The sequence below is a fragment of the Litoreibacter janthinus genome (assembly GCF_900111945.1).
Classification (GTDB): domain Bacteria; phylum Pseudomonadota; class Alphaproteobacteria; order Rhodobacterales; family Rhodobacteraceae; genus Litoreibacter; species Litoreibacter janthinus.
Genome location: NZ_FOYO01000001.1, coordinates 382438 through 400255, shown reverse-complemented (window position 1 = coordinate 400255; position 17818 = coordinate 382438). Strand labels below are relative to the sequence as shown.

The 17818-nt window shown below is 56.8% G+C and carries 16 protein-coding genes; 6 read left to right on the top strand and 10 right to left on the bottom strand.

The genetic code is table 11. The annotated features are described in order from the left end of the window. Positions 1 to 13: 13 nt before the first annotated feature. Positions 14 to 1492, bottom strand: coding sequence for a CRTAC1 family protein (locus BM352_RS02035; RefSeq protein ID WP_090219769.1), 1479 nt, complete (start codon positions 1490 to 1492; stop codon positions 14 to 16). Beyond that, positions 1492 to 2727 carry an ROK family transcriptional regulator gene (locus BM352_RS02030; protein ID WP_090211859.1) on the bottom strand — a complete coding sequence of 412 codons (1236 nt, stop codon included), beginning with the start codon at positions 2725 to 2727 and terminating at the stop codon, positions 1492 to 1494. Before BM352_RS02030 ends, BM352_RS02035 begins: the two co-directional genes overlap by 1 nt. A 263-nt stretch (positions 2728 to 2990) precedes the next feature. On the opposite strand from BM352_RS02030, the gene BM352_RS02025 reads away from it, so the two are divergent. The 3 genes from BM352_RS02025 to BM352_RS02015 all read left to right on the top strand — a co-directional run bounded on the left by BM352_RS02025 (position 2991) and on the right by BM352_RS02015 (position 6272). Next, positions 2991 to 4013 (top strand): substrate-binding domain-containing protein, encoded by a 1023-nt coding sequence (locus BM352_RS02025; RefSeq protein ID WP_090211856.1) that lies wholly within the window; start codon positions 2991 to 2993, stop codon positions 4011 to 4013. A gap of 161 nt (positions 4014 to 4174) precedes the next feature. Next, positions 4175 to 5500 (top strand): sugar ABC transporter permease, encoded by a 1326-nt coding sequence (locus tag BM352_RS02020; RefSeq protein WP_090211854.1) that lies wholly within the window; start codon positions 4175 to 4177, stop codon positions 5498 to 5500. 10 nt (positions 5501 to 5510) lie between these two features. Beyond that, a complete protein-coding gene (locus BM352_RS02015; protein ID WP_090211851.1) occupies positions 5511 to 6272 on the top strand; it encodes an ATP-binding cassette domain-containing protein in 762 nt (253 codons plus the stop codon). A 20-nt stretch (positions 6273 to 6292) separates the two neighbouring features. Here the strand turns inward: BM352_RS02015 and BM352_RS02010 are convergent, their stop codons facing one another. From BM352_RS02010 to BM352_RS01985, 6 genes are read right to left on the bottom strand one after another with little or no spacing between them, the layout of a single operon-like run. Beyond that, positions 6293 to 7036: an ABC transporter ATP-binding protein gene (locus BM352_RS02010; RefSeq protein ID WP_090211848.1), complete on the bottom strand. Its 744-nt coding sequence runs from the start codon at positions 7034 to 7036 to the stop codon at positions 6293 to 6295. Then, positions 7033 to 7890, bottom strand: a complete 858-nt coding sequence (locus BM352_RS02005) for an ABC transporter ATP-binding protein (protein ID WP_090211845.1) — start codon at positions 7888 to 7890, stop codon at positions 7033 to 7035. Before BM352_RS02005 ends, BM352_RS02010 begins: the two co-directional genes overlap by 4 nt. Then, positions 7890 to 8801 (bottom strand): ABC transporter permease, encoded by a 912-nt coding sequence (locus BM352_RS02000; RefSeq protein WP_090211843.1) that lies wholly within the window; start codon positions 8799 to 8801, stop codon positions 7890 to 7892. Before BM352_RS02000 ends, BM352_RS02005 begins: the two co-directional genes overlap by 1 nt. Further along, positions 8802 to 9875 (bottom strand): ABC transporter permease, encoded by a 1074-nt coding sequence (locus BM352_RS01995; RefSeq protein WP_090211841.1) that lies wholly within the window; start codon positions 9873 to 9875, stop codon positions 8802 to 8804. It lies immediately after the preceding gene. Beyond that, positions 9876 to 11471 carry an ABC transporter substrate-binding protein gene (locus BM352_RS01990; protein WP_090211839.1) on the bottom strand — a complete coding sequence of 532 codons (1596 nt, stop codon included), beginning with the start codon at positions 11469 to 11471 and terminating at the stop codon, positions 9876 to 9878. A gap of 49 nt (positions 11472 to 11520) precedes the next feature. Then, positions 11521 to 12582: a dipeptidase gene (locus tag BM352_RS01985; protein ID WP_090211837.1), complete on the bottom strand. Its 1062-nt coding sequence runs from the start codon at positions 12580 to 12582 to the stop codon at positions 11521 to 11523. Between the two features lie 109 nt (positions 12583 to 12691). Here BM352_RS01985 and BM352_RS01980 point away from each other — a divergent pair, with 109 nt between their 5' ends. Next, positions 12692 to 13600, top strand: a complete 909-nt coding sequence (locus BM352_RS01980; protein ID WP_090211835.1) for a LysR substrate-binding domain-containing protein — start codon at positions 12692 to 12694, stop codon at positions 13598 to 13600. A 34-nt stretch (positions 13601 to 13634) separates the two neighbouring features. On the opposite strand, the gene msrA is transcribed toward BM352_RS01980, so the two are convergent. Then, entirely contained in the window at positions 13635 to 14132 is a 498-nt protein-coding gene (msrA, locus tag BM352_RS01975) for a peptide-methionine (S)-S-oxide reductase MsrA (RefSeq protein ID WP_090211832.1), read from the bottom strand. Next, a complete protein-coding gene (msrB, locus tag BM352_RS01970) occupies positions 14129 to 14575 on the bottom strand; it encodes a peptide-methionine (R)-S-oxide reductase MsrB (RefSeq protein ID WP_090211830.1) in 447 nt (148 codons plus the stop codon). Before msrB ends, msrA begins: the two co-directional genes overlap by 4 nt. A gap of 319 nt (positions 14576 to 14894) precedes the next feature. Here msrB and BM352_RS01965 point away from each other — a divergent pair, with 319 nt between their 5' ends. Beyond that, positions 14895 to 17339 carry a heavy metal translocating P-type ATPase gene (locus tag BM352_RS01965; RefSeq protein WP_090211827.1) on the top strand — a complete coding sequence of 815 codons (2445 nt, stop codon included), beginning with the start codon at positions 14895 to 14897 and terminating at the stop codon, positions 17337 to 17339. Next, positions 17336 to 17725, top strand: a complete 390-nt coding sequence (gene cueR / locus BM352_RS01960; protein WP_090211825.1) for a Cu(I)-responsive transcriptional regulator — start codon at positions 17336 to 17338, stop codon at positions 17723 to 17725. Before BM352_RS01965 ends, cueR begins: the two co-directional genes overlap by 4 nt. The last annotated feature ends 93 nt before the right edge of the window (positions 17726 to 17818 follow it).

Here is a 17818-nt window from a genome sequence, read left to right as displayed (position 1 = left end):
TGGGTGTCTCAGATCAATTGCGATTGATGACGAGCGTTTGATCCGCCTTGGCCGTGAGAGTGGTTTCGGTCTGGTCGGGCCATGTGATGTTGACCAACGCCTCGACCGCGTCACCTAGACCGAAATGAAGCGGCACCGCCTGTCCACCCGCGTGCCCCCCGCCGATGACCATTTGTTGGCTTTGTGATTGTCCGTTTACAGAGACGTTTACGATGGCGCCAATCGCGTTGCGGTTCCCGGAACCTTGCTGCAGCTTGATCGCAAGCCAATGGCCCATTTTTTCGGTTTCGTTGCGGTAGAGCTCCATCGGGGCGCGGCGGTTCACGACAACCAGATCAAGCCTCCCATCCGCATCGAGATCGACCAACGCCGCCCCACGAGAACGCTCTGTTGTCGCGATGCCAGCGATGCCCGCCATTTCCACGAAACGGCCGTCTGCTTGTTGGATCAGCAGGTTGTTGGGGTCATGGATGGCATTGCTTGGCATCTGATCCACGTTGCCTTTAGAGATGAAGATGTCTGGCCGCGTGTCATTGTCGACATCACCGAACTGGGCATGCCAGCCCGTTGAGGGCCTGCCATCAGACCCGTCGAAAGGGATGTGCGCGGTTGTGCCAAGCCCGTAGGGTGCGTTGGTGTAGCTGCCGTCAGGCTGGGCGAGCTGTAGGAGCTGATCACCCATGGAGGTCAGCATCACCTCGTCCCGACCGTCGCCGTTTAGATCGCGCGACGCGATGCCCATGCCCCAGATGGAAACCTTGCGCCAGCCGTCCTCCTCGGTCAGGAACCGTTGGTCGTCAGTGTCCCAGAGCTGCTCATATCCGCCGCGGACATAGTACTGTCGGTCATTGGACAAGCGCAGGGATCGCCGTCCGCGTGCATCAAGGGCCGCCAGCATCGATAGCGGACAATAGCCGGGAACGAGATCGGTAGAGGCATAGCCTGCCGCATCGGGGCGTAGAATTGTGTTGGTATCACATGCGAAGAACGGGCCTTCAGGGTTGGTACGATCGACATAGTTACCGATGGCTAAGACCGGGCGATCCTCGCCTTCCCACCAAGCGGTGAACGCCGTGGACCATTTGTCATCGTCTGGAATGCCAAATAGGTCGTTCGCTTTTGTGAAGCCGCAGTTACCATCCCCTTTGAGGATTTGGTTTTGGCCAACCCGCAGGACAAACAGATCCATCAAACCATCCGCGTCGAGGTCGAGTGGGTAAGCCCCAATTGTGCTGGTGAGCAGAGGCAGTTCTGCGCGGTCAAAAGACATCTTTCCTTTGTTAACAAACAAGGCTGGCGGAGACGCACCGCCTGCAGCGAACAGATCGGGGCGGTCGTCGCCGTTGCAGTCGAGGACGGCCAATCCTCCGCCGACATAGTGCTCCCATTCACCAGTGTATTCATGTGCTTCCAAGTTCGATGAAAGGTCGCGAAAGACTGGATCTGCGTTGATGGGTGAGGTCAGGCAAACAAGCAGCAGGGCACGCAGGATCACTGATCGACCCCCCCGAAAGTTTCATCGGTGACGGCAGACAGCGCCAAAGCGATGGCACCGCGCGCCCAGACAAGATCGCCCCAAGCGTGGATTTCCACCCTTGGCGTAGGGCCTTCGCCTTTGAGGGTTAGCTTGTTCATCTCCGCCATGACTTCGCTGGCATAAAGGTATTCGTACCGCATCCGCTCGCCGGATAGGACGATCAGTTCTGGGTCGAACAGCTGAATCACATTGGCGAGGCCTAGGGCCATAAAACGACCGGCCCTTTGAAAGATGGCCTGGGCGGCCAAATTGCCAGCTTTGGCTTGTTCGTAAAGCGTCTCAAGTGTGGCGTGGGGGTCTTGGGCATTGTGTGACACCTGTCCCAATGCGGTCGATGCCTCACGAACGAGGGCATAGTCTGCGAGGTAGGCTTCGAGACATCCGCGTTGACCGCAGCGACACAAGGCTCCGTCCAGCTGCACCTTGGTATGGCCGAGTTCCAGCCCCATTCCGCGCGAGCCACGAAACAGCTGGCTGTTGAGGACGAGCCCCATACCCACACCATGCTCGATAGTGACGACTGCGAAATCGGAATTGTTCCGCCCCGCACCGAACCAAAGCTCCGACAAGGTCAGCACATTGGCATCGTTGTCGATATGCACGACCACTTTGAACCGCTTCTCAAACTCGGATTTGAACGGGATGCCGGCCTGATCAAGGAAGGGGGACCAGACGACTTTATCGTTCTGGTGATCTATCAACCCAGAAAGGCCTATGCCTACGGCGGCAATGTCGGGCATCCGCAGTTGGGTTTGAGAAAGCAGCAGGTCTAGCAACTCTGCCAGCTCGTCCAGCATCTCATTGGCGGACTTGCGACTTGTGCGGGTGGTAAGCGTCGCATCTGCAAGGACGTGACCGGTAAAGTCAGAAACCGCCGCAGAGTACTGTTCGTCGGAGATCTTGATCCCGATGACATGATGTGCTTCGGAAACAACCTCCAACGCGACGGGCGGGCGGCCACGGCCAGCTTCTTCGCGCAATGGCGCTTCAACTTCGCGTAAGTAACCCGCTGATATGAATTCAGCGGCAATCGCTGTGATCGAACCCGGACTAACGCCCAACGCGCGGGCTACTTCAACGCGGGAGGCCTGACCCGCGGCGCGAACAAACTCGAATACCTGTTGACGGAGCGGTTTGCGATGGTGATCAATACCAGTGAGAACCGGCCCGCAGCCAAGGGAAGCGTCCATTTCCTCTGTTTTTGCTCGTATCGTCAAACCATCCACTTTCTTTTAGTGGTTAAAATATATATCGAGTTTCGGTCTTGGTCTGGTGCGGTTGGCAGTCCGTTTTGTCTCGATATGCTCAGGCATTCTGATATCAGAGCTGGATATTTGTCATGTTTTTCACTTTTGGCAATTTATATTTTGACATCCAAAAATAAATACGCGATGAAAAATAAGGTTGTGGGCTGAGGAGGCCCGCTAGCTGACAAATATTCTGGGAGGAATACATGAAAAAGGCACTTTTCGCCGCTGCGGCTTTCGCAGTTGGCTTCGGCTCGGCAGCATACGCTGAGGGGCTGAAAATCGGGGTTTCTTGGGCAAGTTTCCAAGAGGAACGCTGGAAAATTGACGAAGCGGCGATGGTTGCTGCTATCGAGGGCGCCGGAAACACCTACGTGTCTGCAGACGCCGAATCATCTTCCGCAAAGCAGCTGACAGATATCGAAGCTCTGATCACACAGGGTGTCGACGCACTGATCATCAACGCTTGGGACAAAGATGCGATCGGTCCTGCGATCGAGGCTGCTGACAACGAGGGCATCCCCGTTGTGGGCTATGACCGCCTTATCGAAGACGAGCGCACATTCTACCTGACCTTCGACAATATCGGCGTTGGCCGCATCATTGCCGAAACCGTCAAAGCCGTTCAGCCGACCGGCAACTACGCTATCATCAAGGGCGATCCGGGCGATCCAAACGCAATGTTCCTGCTTCAGGGCATGATGGAAGTCATCGGTGGCGACGTTGAAGCTGGTAAAATCAAAATCGTTGGCGAAGCGTTCTCTGATGGTTGGAAGCCAGAAAATGCCCAGAAAAACATGGAGCAAATTCTGACAGCCAACGACAACAAAGTTGACGCTGTTCTGTCCGAGAACGACGGCATGGCTGGTGGCGTTGTCGCTGCATTGTCTGCTCAGGGTCTTGTGATCCCAGTTGGCGGCCAAGACGGTGACCTGGCTGCAATCAACCGTGTTGCCCGTGGCACTCAGACCGTTTCGGTTTGGAAAGACAGCCGCGATCTTGGCAAAGCTGCCGGTGAAATCGCGTCTGCGCTTGCTGCTGGTGCATCGCTTGATTCGATCGACGGTGCCGTGAAATTCTCGGGCGGTGAGAAAGGGATTGAAATGAATGCGATCCTACTGTCCCCGACACCTTTGACCAAAGACAACCTGAATGTTGCAATCGATGGCGGGCACATCTCGAAAGAGCAAGCTTGCGAAGGTGCAATGGCAGGCGTTTCTGGCTGCTAATAGCTAACGACAACAGTGCCGGCATCGCCACCTTGGCTGATGCCGGCGCAATTTTCCGAACCGCGACAGCCGCGCAAGCAGCGTTGGCGTTTATGCTTGGACCCTAGTCCAACGGCCGGATCGAATACTCCAAATATCTCTTGGTAGGGCTGGACACACTCATGACCGATACCACCGATTCCACCGCCAACGCGGCCACTTCCGCTACCACGCGGCAAGGACCAGTTACCCATTTCCTGCGCGCGACCGAGATCGATACGCGCTTGCTGGGGATGCTGGGGGCTTTGGCTTTGATCTGGGGCGGCTTCCACATCTACGGCGCAATTTTTAACGGTGGCGGCGCCTTTCTGAGCCCGCGCAACCTTTGGAACCTATCGGTTCAAACTTCGTCGATTGGCATTATGGCGACTGGGATGGTGCTGGTTATCGTGACCCGCAACATTGACTTGTCCGTCGGGTCGATGATCGGTGTGATTGGCATGGTCATGGGGCTTTTGCAGGTCGAGATTTTGCCTCAGTACCTCGGCCTCGGGCATTGGTCTATCTGGATCATCGCTGTCGCCGCAGGATTGCTGCTTGGCGCGCTGATCGGCGCGTTACATGGCTGGCTGATCGCCTATCGCGACATCCCGTCATTCATCGTCACCTTGGGCGGGTTGATGGTTTGGCGCGGCATGGCGTTTCTATCCGCCAACGGCCGCACCATCTCGCCGGTAGACGAGACCTTTACGCTGCTGGGCGGTGGACCCTACGGCTCTGTCGGGGCAACAGGCAGCTGGATCGTTGGAATCCTGGCGTGTTGCGGTGTCTTGTGGCTGGTGCATTCGGGACGTCAATCGCGCATCAAGCACGAGTTTCATTTGCGACCCATGTGGGCCGAGATGCTACTGGCCGTACTAGGCTGTGGGGCAATTATCGGATCTGTTCTTTTGGTCAACGCATACCCTTGGCCAAAAGGCATTGTGCGCAAGTATGGCGCGGCCAACGGGATTGACCTAGAGGGGGCCTTTATCAGCCACGGCTTCGCCTATCCGGTTCTGATCTTGCTGGCCGTCGGGATCGCGATGACCATTTTGATGACTCGTACTCGATTTGGCCGCTATGTTTTCGCCATTGGTGGGAACCCAGAAGCGGCTGAGCTTGCCGGAATTAACACCCGTTGGATGCGCCTCAAGATTTTCTCGCTGATGGGTATGTTGACCGGCATCGCGGCGGTTATTGCGTCGGCGCGCCTGAATTCGGCAACCAACGCATTGGGCACGCTGGACGAGCTATACGTGATCGCGGCTGCCGTTATCGGTGGCACGTCGCTGGCTGGTGGCGTCGGCAAAATATACGGTGCCATTCTGGGCGCGCTGGTGATGCAAAGCCTACAATCGGGAATGGTCCTGATCGGGTTTGACAGCGCAATTCAGCGGATCGTGGTCGGCGTCGTGCTGGTCCTCGCGGTCTATCTCGACAATCTCTACAACAAACGTGTGAAGTGAGGTCAAACCAATGACAAACAGGGGAACCCCACTTGTCGAAATGCGTGATGTTTCGATTTCTTTCGGCGGCATCAAGGCGGTCGATCACGTTACCGTCGATCTTTATCCGGGCGAAGTCGTTGGGCTTCTTGGCCATAACGGGGCGGGCAAATCGACTTTGATCAAATGCCTGTCCGGCGCCTATCAGGCGGATGCGGGTGAGTTCTACATCAATGGCAATAGAGTGAATATCGAGAACCCGCGTGATGCGCGGGAGCAGAATATCGAGACGATTTACCAAACGCTGGCCCTCGCTGACAATCTAGATGCGGCCTCCAACCTTTTCCTTGGGCGCGAATTGGTGGGTCGAGGCGGCTTTGTTGATGACAGCAAGATGGAAGCCGAGACTCGCAAAATCATGGCCCGCCTGAACCCAAATTTTAAGAAGTTCAACGTGCCTGTTTCTGCGCTTTCGGGGGGACAACGCCAATCCGTCGCCATCGCGCGGGCCGTGTACTTCAATGCGAAAATCCTGATCATGGATGAGCCGACCGCTGCACTCGGCCCACATGAAACCCAGATGGTTGCGGAGCTGATCGAAGAGCTGAAAGCTCAGGGCTTGGGCATCTTCCTGATTGAGCACGACATCCACAACGTGATGAAACTATGTGACCGCGCGTCGGTTATGAAGAATGGTCAGCTTGTGGGGACCGTGAATGTCGACGAGGTGACGGACGAAGACATTCTCGGGATGATCATTCTGGGCAAGAATCCTGAAAAGGCCGTGGCTTGAACTTCCTAGCGAAAGCCTTGTTAGATCGAGGCTTCCAGCAGGTGTTGTGAATAGGGATGCGTGGCCTTCATCGCTCGCAAGGCGGCGACATCCATGATCTCGACGATCTCGCCGTCTTTCATTACTGCCAGCCGGTCACACATGTGGCCGACCACAGACAAGTCGTGTGACACCATGAGGTAGGTCAGCTTGCGGGCTTCGCGCAGGTTGGCGAGCAGATTCAGGATTTCCGCCTGAACAGAGACGTCTAGTGCGGAAGTGGGTTCGTCCAGCAGCAGTAGCTCGGGTTCAGGGGCCAAGGCGCGTGCGATTGCAACGCGCTGGCGTTGCCCGCCTGACAATTGGTGCGGATACCGGAATCGAAATTTCTGCCCTAGGCCGACATCGTCCAGCAGCTTTACCACTCGTGCGTCGATGTCTTTGAAACCGTGCAAGTGTAGCGTTTCCCCAAGCACCTGATCGACAGAATGTCGTGGGTGGAGTGAAGCGTAGGGGTCCTGAAATACCATCTGGACCTGCTTGAAGAACTCTTTCGGGCGCTTCTTCGGAACGGGAGTTCCGTTGACCGATATGGCGCCGGACCAGTCTGGGGCAAGTCCTGTGATCGCGCGTAAGATCGTTGATTTTCCCGACCCGCTTTCACCGACCAAGCCAAAGCTTTCGCCATTGGCTACGCTGAAGGTTGCATCCTTCACCGCGTCCACGCGATCGCGCCCTTTGCCGAACCAAACGTTCAGCCCGTTCACGTCTAACATTGAGGTCATATGCGTCCGCTCACACTGGGGGCCGTTGACCATTCCGGATCCCGTTCAAGAACCTCCAGCCGGTCTTTAGGGGCATCTAGCCTGGGCAGTGAGTTCAGCAAACCACGCGTGTAGGGATGCTTTGCCTCGTGCAGTTTGTCCGCATCGCAGACCTCCACAATACGCCCGGAATACATGATCAGCACGCGGTCGCAAAAGTCGGCGACAAGGTTCAGGTCGTGGCTGATAAAGATCAGCCCCATGCCACGTTCTTTTACAAGCTTGTCCATGATGTCGAGGACCTGACGTTGGACTGATACGTCCAGCGCAGAGGTCGGCTCGTCCGCTATCAGAATTTCAGGGTTCGGGATCAGCATCATCGCGATCATGATACGTTGGCCCATCCCACCTGACATCTCGTGCGGGTAGGCGCGCATAACGCGTTCAGGGTCGCGGATGGAAACCGCCTCCAGCATCTCCAGGGACTTGTTATAGGCCTCTGACTTAGACGCGGAATTGTGAAGCCGATAGGCCTCCATAATCTGGTCGCCGATGGTCATGACCGGATTGAGAGAGAACTTCGGATCTTGCATGACCATGCTGATCCGTTGACCGCGCACCGCACGCATTTCCTTTTCGGATTTTTTGAGGAGGTCGACCCCGTCCAGATTGATCTGGTCAGCACGCACAATTCCGGGCGGTCGGATCAAGCGCAGGATAGCACGGCCGGTCATGGATTTTCCCGACCCGCTTTCCCCGACGATGCCAAGCCGTTCCCGACCTAGCGTGAATGAAACACCGCGCACGGCATCAAAAACTCCGTGGCGCGAGGGGAAGCTGACCCAAAGGTCTTGGACATCCAGAAGCGTATCCATCATTCACCTGCCTTCGGATCAAGGACGTCACGCAGCCCGTCGCCAAGAAGGTTGAACGCCAGAGAGACCGTGAAGATTGCCAGACCCGGCATGGTTGCGACCCACCAATGATCCAGAATGAAACGTCGCCCTTCCGAGATCATCGCACCCCATTCAGGGCTGGGCGGCTGTGCGCCTAGGCCTAGGAAGCCAAGCCCGGCAGCCGCCAGAATGATGCCCGCCATATCGAGCGTCACCCGCACAATTAGCGACGAGATACAGAGCGGCCAGATGTGCTTGGTGATGATCCGGAGCGGTCCTGCGCCTTGAAGTTGAATGGCGCTGATGTAGTCGGAGGACCGGATGGTGAGCGTCTCTGCGCGCGCAATTCGTGCGTAGGGTGGCCATGCAGTGAGCGAGATTGCCAGCACTGCGTTTTCAATCCCAGCCCCGAGGGCTGCGACGAATGCCAGCGCCAGCACCAGCCGTGGAAAAGCCAGAAAGATGTCGGTGATGCGCATCAAGACCGTATCTGTCCAGCCACCTACATAGCCTGAAACCGTGCCCACGAGCAGACCCGCCACTGGGGCGATTAGGGCGACCAAGGTCACGATATAGAGCGTAATGCGTGCGCCGTAGATCAATCTTGAGAGGATGTCGCGCCCAAGACTGTCGGTGCCGAATACATGCCCGTCAGTGCCCAATGGCGCCAAACGGTTGCCGAGGTCTTGCACGAAAGGGTCATGCGGGGCGATCAAGGGGGCGGCAAAAGCGACAAGGATCAGCAGCACCAGAATGGCCAGACCGATCATTGCCATCGTGTTGGATCGGAAGGACAGCCAACCTTGATAAAGCGCTGACAGCTTTGCGTGACGGCGTGACGTCGGTGTCTCGGTCAGGAGCCACTGGCGCAGGGTTTGGGTTTCGGCCATTTATTTCGCCCTCGGATCGAATATTTTGTAGAGCAGATCGGAGAAGATGTTCAGCAGAATGAAGATCAGGCCGACCACAACTGTACCGCCAAGCACGGCGTTCATGTCTGCGCTGAGCAGCGCGGTTGTGATGTAGCTTCCGATTCCGGGCCAGCTGAAGATGATCTCGGTCAGAACCGAACCTTCCAGCAAGTTGGCGTAGCTGAGCGCGATTACAGTGATCAGTTGCACGCGGATATTCTTGAATGCGTGTTTCCACACAACATCCCATTCGGACATGCCTTTGACGCGCGCGGTGGTAACGTATTCGGCGCTAAGTTGCTCTAGCATGAAGGAACGGGTCATCCGGCTGACATAGGCCAGCGAGTAATAGCCCAGTAGCGACGCGGGCAGGATGATGTGGCTGAAGGCGTCCTTGAAAACATCCCAGTTGCCGTCGAGCAGGCTGTCGACAAGGATCAATCCGGTCACGCTTGGAACAACATCGACATAGAAAATCCCGACGCGGCCCGGACCGCCGACCCATCCCAAGATGCCGTAAAATACCAGAAGTCCCATCAGGCCGAGCCAGAAGATGGGCATTGAGTAGCCGACCAGGGCCAGCACACGTGCGACTTGGTCGATCCACGACCCTTTGCGCACTGCGGCGAGCACACCGAGCGGGACCCCGAGCAAGACACCGAATATGATGCCAAGCGTCGCGAGCTCTAACGTTGCTGGGAAAACGCGCGCAATATCTTCGGATACAGGCCGCGCGTTCAACAGGGAGGTGCCGAAATCGAGGTGCAGAACGTCCCATAGGTAATAGAGAAATTGAACCAGCAGCGGTTTGTCGAGGCCGAGTTGTTCGTACACTGCGTCGTATGTCGACTGCGACGCCCGCTCCCCCACAATGGCGAGGACGGGGTCGATCGGCATAACGCGCCCGATGACGAAAGTAATGAACAACAGCCCCAAAAGAGTCACTGCGATTGAGCCCAGTGTCATCAGCACCTTTTTTAAGAACGGCCATGCAGTTTGGGAAAGAGGCGCCCGCGATGGGCGCCTCTCATTGGTATCCTCGGAGAGGGCCATTTACTTGGTAACCTGCCAGTAAGCAGCAGAGGTCACAGCCTGACCGGTGGACCAGTTGGTAACGTTGTCACGCAAAGCGGATTGTTCGATCTGCTGGAACATCATCACGAAAGGAGAAATCTCGCGGAACTCCTTTTGGATATCCAGATACATCTGAACCCGCTTCTCGCGGTCCCCTTCAGTTACGGCCGCATCTACTTTTTCGGTGAGACCGCCAGCGTCCCAACCGGTGCGCCAAGCCAGCAGGCCTGTTGCGTTTGCTTCGTCAGAGTTGTCGGGGTTGTAGGCGAAGGTACCCGCGTTGGTTTGCGGATCAGGATAGTCCGGACCCCATGCCCCCAGATACACATCCAGTTCCCGCGCACGGTAGCGGGCAAGGATTTGCTTCGCGGTGCCGACAGTGATGTTCACCTTGATGCCGGCCTGAGCGGCCGCATTCTGGAAGGACTGGCCGATCTCGATACGCTCCTGCGCCTCGCGCACGCCAATCTCGACCTCAAGCCCTTCGACACCGGCAGCGGCCAGAAGCTCTTTGGCTTTCTCGATGTTGTAGGTGAACGGATTCTCGTCCGACGCCCCAAGATAGGTGGCAGGCAGGAAGTTCTGGTGAATTGTATACTGACCTTTCAAGAAGCTGTTCTTCATGCCTTCATAATCGATCAGGTATTTGAATGCCTGACGCACTTCGGGCTTAGAGAGAACGGGGTGCTTCTGGTTCAGCGCCAGATACATCAGGCGGCCTTTCAACTCGTCTTCGACCTTCACACCATCAGCGGACAACGCGCCTGCGATATCTTCGGGGTTCAGGTTGCGGGCAATATCGATGTCACCGCGTTCCAACAGAAGGCGCTGCGACGCGCTTTCGATCACATGACGCACGATGACGCGTTGCATAGCGGGAGCATCACCATAGTAGTTCGGGTTTACCGACAGCGTGACGCTCTCGTTTGGTTTCCAGCTGTCCAGCTTGTAGGGGCCGGAGCCTGCAGTGTTGGTCTTCAGCCAAGTGTTGCCCATGTCACCGTCGGCCTCGTTGGCCATCACGGTTTCTTTGTCCACGATGCCGCCGATTGTTGCGGTGAGGCAGTTGAGCACGAAGGACGTCGCGTATTTCTTGTCCGTCGTGATCATCAGCTTGTTGCCGTCGGCCTTGATGGTCTCGGCCACGTTTTCTGGGGTGAAGCCGAACTGGGTCAGGATAAACGCAGGTGTTTTGTTCAGGATCACGGCACGCTGCAGCGAGAAGGCCGCGTCCTCTGCCCGCACAGGGTTACCAGACTCGAACTTTGCCCCTTCACGCATGGTGAAGGTGATCGTCTTGCCGTCCTCGGACACTTCCCAGCTTTCGGCCAAGTCCGGCTTGTAGCCTGCGGCCAGATCCATCGGATCCAGATTGACCAAACGGTTATATACGTTCCGGCTGATGTCAGAGCCGGCAAATTCGAAGCTTTCGGCGGGGTCGATTGTGGTTACATCGTCAATGCGGTTCGCGATGACCAGCATATTGGCTGGTGTTTCGGCGATTGCGCCAAAAGACGTCACGCTGACGGCGAGCCCGAGTGCCGCGCTGGTCAGCAGTCTATTTAAAGCATTCATTGTTAGAACCTCTCCTGTTCTGTTTCAGTAAAGTTTGCGTCCTTCGAGGTTAGGATCCCCAAGTTTTTTCTAGGACGCGAAGCCAGTTTTCGTGGCAGAGCTTGGCGATTAACGCGTCGTCGTAGCCATGCTTCGCCATTGCCTGTCTCAGTTTGGGCAGTCCGGCGCAGGAGGTCACATCCTCCGGCACCACTGCCCCGTCGTAATCCGAGCCGAGTCCGACACGATCTTCGCCCAGATGCTCGATCAGATGATCCAGATGCCTGAGCATTTGTTCCAACGGGACATCCGCTAACATGCGGCCGTCATCCCGCAAAAACGCCACCGCGAAGTTCAGCCCGACCATGCCGTCGCTTTCGCGGATGGCAGCAAGCTGTTTATCGGTCAGATTGCGACTATGTGGGCATATCGCGTGGGCATTCGAATGTGTCGCAACCAAAGGTTGAGATGAATGGCGGGCCACATCCCAGAAGCCTGCTTCATTTAGGTGCGACAAGTCTAGCATTATTCCCAGTTCGTTGCAGCGCTTAACCAGTCGCAGGCCGTGATCCGTCAAGCCGCTACCGATGTCAGGGGAACTGGGAAATCTGAAAGGGACGCCGTGGCCAAAGATTGTCGAGCGGCTCCATACCGGGCCGATCGAGCGCAGGCCTGCTTGATACAGCACCTCCAGCGTATGCAGGTCTGCATCAATCGCTTCGGCGCCCTCGATGTGGAAAATCGCAGCCATTTTTCCAGCGCCCAATGCTGCGCGCAGGTCCGCTGCAGTCCGGCAGACCGTCAGAGCGCCGCGTTTCTCCAGATCAAAAAGGATCGCGGCTTGGGCCATCACGACCGGAAACGCGTCTTCCCAATCGATCGGATCGGGTAGCGGAAGGGCATAAGAGGCTTTGGACATCTCCTCGAACTTCAGCTCTAGATTTGACGGGGAAGGGACGTAAACTGCGAAGAAACCGCCGCCGAATCCGCCAGCCTTGGCAGAGATTGCGTCAATCGCACCGTCACGTCCCGTCAGGAAGCTCTCGGAGGCCGAAAGCCCGCCAGCGCGGTATAGTTTCAATAGAACGTCATTGTGGCCGTCGAGTACGACGGGCGTTTTGTGATCGGTCACTTGGCAGGCTTTCCCAGAGATGCACCAAGGTTACTGCATAAACTTTCATGGACCACAGAAAAGAGGATGATAATATATCATACATCCATGACTTTATCGCAGGGGCGCAATGGCGACTAAAACTTGGCACAGCTTGCCCGAATATCAGGCGTTTCGTGCATTGATGGAAAGCGGCACAACCTCGAAAGCGGCCATTCGGCTCGGGTTGTCACAGTCCGCTATCAGTCGTTCTGTCTCTAGCCTCGAATCTCGAACAGGGCGGATACTCTTTGAACGGGACGGCGGGCGGCTACGTGCAACCAATGACGCAGCGCAGCTCAACAGAAGGCTCGATCTGTTATTCGAAGCGCTGGATCGTATCGATGGGCCACCTGAACCCGCGCAGGAAACACTTCGGATCGTAGCGCCGCCGACATATGCGCACCGGTTTTTGGTTCACCACATCGCGACGTTCCTGAAGATCAACCCGCACTACTTTGTGAGCTTGGAGGTTTCGTCGTCCGAGGAGGTTATTCGCGGTATTCTTGATGAGCGCTTTGATCTTGGCTTCACCGGGGTTGAGCTTTCCCGGGATGGGGTGAAGCTGACGCCATACAGAACCTCTGGCGCTGTGTGCGTTATGGCGAGCGATCACCCGCTGGCAGAGAAACGGATGATCGACCCCGTGGACTTGCATGACCAGGCGCTGATTGCGTTGACCCACCGCCATGTGCGCAGAGCGCAGCTTGAGAAAATTCTTCATGCCTGCCGGAGCGTTCCGCGCATAGTGGCGGAGGTGTCGACATCGTTCGCCGCTGTGGACCTTGCGATGGAGGGGCTAGGACTAACGGTCGTTAACCCATTTCCTGTCGTGCAATATCGGTCCGACGATCTGGTGTTTCGTCCGTTCGCCTCGCAGATCGAGTATCGCAGTTACTTTGTGACGCCGGATCATCGACCCGTACACGGTGTCGTTCGGGCATTCATGAGGCATCTAAAGCTGCACACGGCGAAGGATCCGTTCTCCAAGAAAGCCTAGAGATGCCTTCTTCGCCATGTGCATTTTCGTTGAACTACGCGCGCTTTGGTAGGACCCAATCTGGGCGCACGAAGTGGCAAGTGTAACCGTTCGGAATTCGTTCCAGATAGTCCTGGTGTTCTGGTTCTGCTTCCCAGAAATCTCCGACTGCCTCTACTTCTGTGACGACCTTGGCAGGCCAAAGGCCTGAGGCATCCACATCGGCGATGGTATCGAGCGCGACCTCTTTTTGGATCTCGTCCGTGTAGTAAATGGCGGAGCGGTAGGACAAGCCTCGATCATTGCCTTGGCGGTTAGGTGTGCTTGGGTCGTGGATCTGGAAGAAGAACTCCAGCAGCTTGCGGTAGCTCATCACCTTCGGGTCGAACACGATTTCGATCCCTTCGGCGTGGGTGCCATGGTTGCGATAGGTCGCATTCTCTACGTCGCCGCCAGTGTAGCCTACGCGGGTAGAGACCACGCCGGGCATCTTGCGGATCAAGTCCTGCATACCCCAGAAGCAACCGCCGGCAAGAACTGCACGCTCAGTCATTCGATGTTCTCCACTTGATCTAAAAATTCGCCATAACCTTCGGCTTCCATATCATCACGATGGATGAAGCGCAGGCTGGCGGAGTTGATGCAATAGCGCAGCCCACCGCGGTCGGCGGGGCCGTCAGGGAAGACGTGGCCAAGATGGCTGTCGCCGTGCATGGATCGCACTTCGGTTCGGACCATGCCGAAGCCGACATCGCGATGCTCGGTCACGTGATCGGTGACGATGGGTTTGGTAAAGCTAGGCCAGCCGCACCCGGATTCGAATTTGTCGGATGATGCGAACAGAGGCTCACCAGAAACGATATCCACATAGATACCGGGTGCTTTGTTATCCGTAAGCTCGCCTGTGAATGCGCGTTCTGTTCCACTTTCTTGAGTTACCCGAAACTGTTCCGGAGTCAACTTGGCCAGGGCTTCTTCGGTCTTGGCGTATTTCATGGCGGCGGTCCTCTCGATACATTTCCTTAGGCTGTTATTTAGGTGCTCGAGCCGCGCTTTTCCAATGAGAACCTTCCTCGGATCAAAGGGGGTGGGATGAGCGATCTTTTGATTGAATAGCTGGAGCCTCACTTAGAGCTCTGTGACTGTCCTACGATCTCGTTCGTGGCCCATGATAAAACTCCACACTTAACTGCAAGTCCAAAGCGCATTCGTGTGTTTCGGACTGTGGGTCTTCTTAAAACTGCTTAGGGCTTGACCTTCCAGTAGATGGAAGCCCCATATAGCGAGTCTCCGATATGTTCCCGAGGCCGCTCCTATGGTGGAATCTACCCACATCTCCTTTGAAATCGAAGGTCTGTCCTGCGCCTCTTGCGTGGGGCGCGCCGAGCGCGCGTTGAAGGCCGTTCCCGGTGTCCTATCGGCGGGGGTGAACCTTGCAACTTCGTATGCGGACGTGGATGCCGACGGCGTGGATGCCGCAACTCTCGTGAAAGCGGTGTCGGAGGCTGGCTATCCGGCGGTGATTGAGAACGCGCGTTTCGAGGTGGAGGGCCTGTCTTGCGCCTCTTGCGTCGGGCGAGCGGAACGCGGTGCGCTGGCGGTGCCAGGCGTAATCGACGCGTCGGTTAATCTTGCGACATCTACCGCGACCGTTTCTTGGCTGAAGGGCAGCGCCACGCGGGCAGATGTGTCACGTGCGATTACCCAAGCGGGCTACAAGGTGACTGCGCTGGACCCAGAGGCCCCAACACACTCCCTTGATGAAAAACGTGGAGATGAAGCGGCCGACCTATGGCGGGATACCGTAATTGCAGCCGCACTGACCTTGCCGGTGTTCGTGCTTGAAATGGGCAGCCACTTTATCCCGGGTGCCGCAGCCTTTGTTGACGCAACCATCGGCCAATACAACAGTTGGCTGCTTCAATGGATCTTGGTGACCATTGTTCTAGTGTGGCCCGGGCGTCGGTTCTTGACCGAAGGCTTCCCAGCCTTGTTTCGTGGTGCGCCAGAGATGAACGCCCTCGTGGCGCTTGGAACGTCTGCGGCGTGGTTGTTCTCAACTGTTTCGCTGTTCGCCCCTAGTCTTTTGCCAGCGGGAAGCCGCGCGGTCTACTTTGAAGCTGCGGCTGTCATTGTGACCCTAATCCTGTTTGGGCGCTGGTTAGAGGCCCGCGCCAAAGCTCAAACCGGGTCTGCCATAAGATCGCTTTTGGACCTTCAGCCATCGACCGCGCAGGTGCGGCGGGGGGGCGAATGGGAAGATACGCAAATCTCGGACATTGTTCAGGGCGACGTAATCCTTGTGCGCCCCGGCGCGCGCATCGCCGTGGATGGAGAGATTGTTGAAGGCCAGTCATTCGTCGATGAAAGCATGATCACGGGTGAGCCTGTTCCAGTTGAACATTCGAGCGGAGACGCGGTGATTGGCGGCACCGTGAATGGGACTGGCGCCTTGCACGTGCGTGCAACGGCTGTGGGGGGCGACACCGTTCTTGCAGGGATCGTGCGGATGGTGGAGCAAGCCCAAGGTGCAAAGCTGCCGATCCAAGCCGTCGTCGATCAGGTGGTCCGCTGGTTTGTCCCCGCCGTTCTGGTCGCAGCATTCGCAACGGTTCTGATTTGGTTGCTGTTCGGCCCGACCTTGAGCCATGCTTTGGTTGCAGGCGTGTCGGTGCTGATCGTCGCGTGCCCCTGCGCGATGGGCCTTGCAACGCCAACTTCGGTGATGGTCGGCACAGGGCGTGCCGCTGAGCTAGGGGTTCTGTTTCGCAAAGGCTCGGCCTTGCAGACGCTTTCCCAGGTGCAAACGATCGCCTTTGACAAAACTGGCACTCTGACGGCGGGTAGGCCGGAACTCACCGATATTGCGGTTGCAGATGGGCATGACGAGGCGTCGGTTCTGGCGGCCGTGGCAGCTGTTGAGGCCTTCTCGGAGCACCCGATTTCCGCTGCTATAGTGCGCGCCGCGGAAGAACGTGGGCTGAGCCGCACTGATGCTTCGGATTTTATGTCGGTTACCGGCATGGGCGTGCGGGCTTTGGTCGATGGAGCAGACGTGATCGCGGGCGCCGCGCGTTTCATGGAACAAGAAGGCGTTGATCTAGGTAGTTTGGGACCGCTTGCAATAGGTTGGGCGGGCGAAGCCAAGACACCTGTCTTCGTTGCAATAGACGGAAAGATCGCGGGAGCAATCGCTGTGGCCGACCCCATCAAACCAGAGGCCGCTGAACTTGTCGCAAGGCTTCGCGAGAACGGCGTGCAGGTTGCGATGATTACCGGCGACACAGTTGAGACTGCGAATGCCGTTGCACAGAAGCTTGGTATCCAGAACGTCATCGCCGGTGTTATGCCGGACGGAAAGGCGCGCGCAGTGTCCGGGCTGAAAGGGAACGGCGTTCTGGCGTTCGTCGGTGACGGCATAAATGACGCACCTGCGTTGGCCGCCGCAGATGTCGGAATCGCTGTGGGAACGGGAACGGATGTGGCGATTGAAACCGCAGACGTCGTTTTGATGTCCGGCCACATGACAGGGGTGCTGAATGCGGTAGACATGAGCGCGAAAACCATGCGCAACATCCGCCAAAACCTGTTCTGGGCTTTCGCCTACAATACAGCCCTTATCCCTGTTGCCGCTGGCATCCTATATCCGTTTTGGGGTGTGCTGCTGTCGCCAATGCTCGCGGCAGGGGCCATGGCAATGTCGAGTGTTTTTGTTGTCAGTAACGCACTTAGGTTGCGTCGAATGGGGGCTAACGCATGAACATCGGAGAAGTCGCAGACCTGTCTGGCCTGCCAGCTAAAACAATACGGTACTATGAGGACATCAAGTTGATCCGACCGTCCCGTGATGCCAACGGCTACCGCGCATTCAGCGAAGGTGATTTGCACAAGCTGACATTCCTCAGCCGCGCGCGGGCTCTCGGGTTCACCATCGAAAACTGCCGAAATTTGTTGGCGCTTTGGGAAGACCAATCCCGCGCCAGCGCGGACGTGAAACTCATCGCGGGAGAGCATTTGGAAGAGATAGATCGCAAGATAGCCGATCTGCAAGCCATGCGCCAAACGCTTGGAGACCTTGTGCAGAAATGTGCGGGGGACGGGCGACCCGATTGTCCAATTCTAACAGGTTTGGGCAAGCCGAGATAAAAGCAGCGACGTATTTCACAAGCTATTGCCAAACAACTTTCGAGGCTGTCAGATGCTTGGGATGCGACCGGATCAGGTTGATGGAAATCGCAA